Source organism: Acidimicrobiia bacterium (genome assembly GCA_016650365.1).
In the GTDB taxonomy this organism is placed as follows: domain Bacteria; phylum Actinomycetota; class Acidimicrobiia; order Spongiisociales; family JAENVV01; genus JAENVV01.
The window spans coordinates 1-1597 of record JAENVV010000281.1; the positions used below are offsets into that span (position 1 = coordinate 1).

The 1597-nt window shown below is 59.2% G+C and carries 1 protein-coding gene; it reads right to left on the bottom strand.

The annotated features are described in order from the left end of the window. The coding region (locus JJE47_15725) for a hypothetical protein (protein ID MBK5268868.1) at positions 1-1430 on the bottom strand (1430 nt) is incomplete at its 3' end. Between the last annotated feature and the right edge of the window lie 167 nt (positions 1431-1597).

A 1597-nucleotide genomic window follows, 5' to 3' on the forward strand; every position in this document is an offset into this window, starting at 1 on the left:
ACCCTTTCAATGTCGGACTGATCATCTACTTCGACCTCGAATGCGACATTGCTCGGTGTCACTTCGACGGCCGACACCCGACTGATGACGGGTGGCTCGACGTCGGTTGTCCCATCCGGCGCGTAGTAGACCGTTAGGCCCATCGAGTCCCAGCGCTGCTGGGTCCTGCTGCTCGGGAAGTACCGACCCCTGGCAACCAGGAGTTGGTCGACACGCCCGCTCGGCGTCTCGAATGAAGTGATCGCCTGTAAAGCATTCGGGAACGCCCCGGTCGTCTCAGTCTCCGGTTCGGCCAACTCGTTGTACAAGATCGGCCGTGCATAGAGCACATCAAAGTCAACAAGATCCATGGAACTTCCGCTCTCGATGATCGCGCCCGTAGCGTGAATTCCTGAGATGTCTGGTGTCACAGTGATGAACTCCAGTGGCTGAACCGGCCGGAATGGCACGGCGAGAACATCGTCGGCCACGAGATACTTACCGTCCGTCGAGGGCGCCAATGGCCTTTCAGTGAGCGATGCCACCGTCGCCACAGAAGACGATTCAAGGCCGGTTGTGCCGACGGGGTCAGTTTCGATAGTGGGGTTCGGAGGCACAAGCGCGTCACCCATGTGGAGCCGGTAGAACGGCAGGCCGTACAACGTGGCTTCCATCTGGGACTTGTCGTGATACGGGCTCCACTTGGCCGTCTTGCCCGCCAGCGTCTGCTGAGCGGCCACGAACGCTTCCCCGATGGTGTTGCTCGTCCCGATGCTCTCGGCAAACAGCGCCATCAGATCTTCTGAGTAAGCCGAGAAATCGCTGTCGCCATATCCGAACCCGGTGTTACCGATGAAAACGGCCTCTCGGAGCAGCAACGCCTGCGCCCACTCAGCCTTCGGATCACCGGCGGCGAGATACGAGTCGGCGGCGTTCAACCCAGCGTGACAGCCCATCGAGAAGATGATGGTCCCCGCAAAACTGGCCGTAGACGAATTCAGATCGTCCAGCGTGTATAGGTCGGTAGTGTTGGTCAAATTGCCAATAGCCGGCAAAGACGCCGTGTGGTCAAAATGAGCGTTGGCATTGACGATCGCCGATTCAGAGTCCATTGCCTCAGCAAAGTCGAACTTATCCCAATCCTCTCTAATATTCGAATTATCGACCACGAACCCTTGGTCGAAGAGCTCATCCACGATGGTCTGCGACGAATCCGCCAAGAAGTCGTACCCGAGGACCTCGGCCCGGGGAGAAGCAGAAGCAGTGTCGAGCAGCCCGCCCGAAGCAACATATTGAGCCAAAGCGGCGATGATCTCATTGGGTTGATCGACCAATCGCCCGGTCGGCAACTGCGGAATGAAGACCTCCCGATCGCCTTCCTGGACGTAGAGCGGGTTGGCATCCGTATAAGGTGCATCCGTTAACACCATCGCCGCCGACAGCGAAGCCACGAGCGACCAGCCATTGCCGTCGGTCGGGAAACAGCGACGGAAGACCGATCGGACGGCCGATGAGGGTGTCGGGGATTTCGTGCATCCTGGAAACCGGAGCTTGAGATCGCTTTGGGCCCGCCGCGGGTCGTTGCCGGTTTCCCGGGGCGGGCACGAAACGGCTCTCA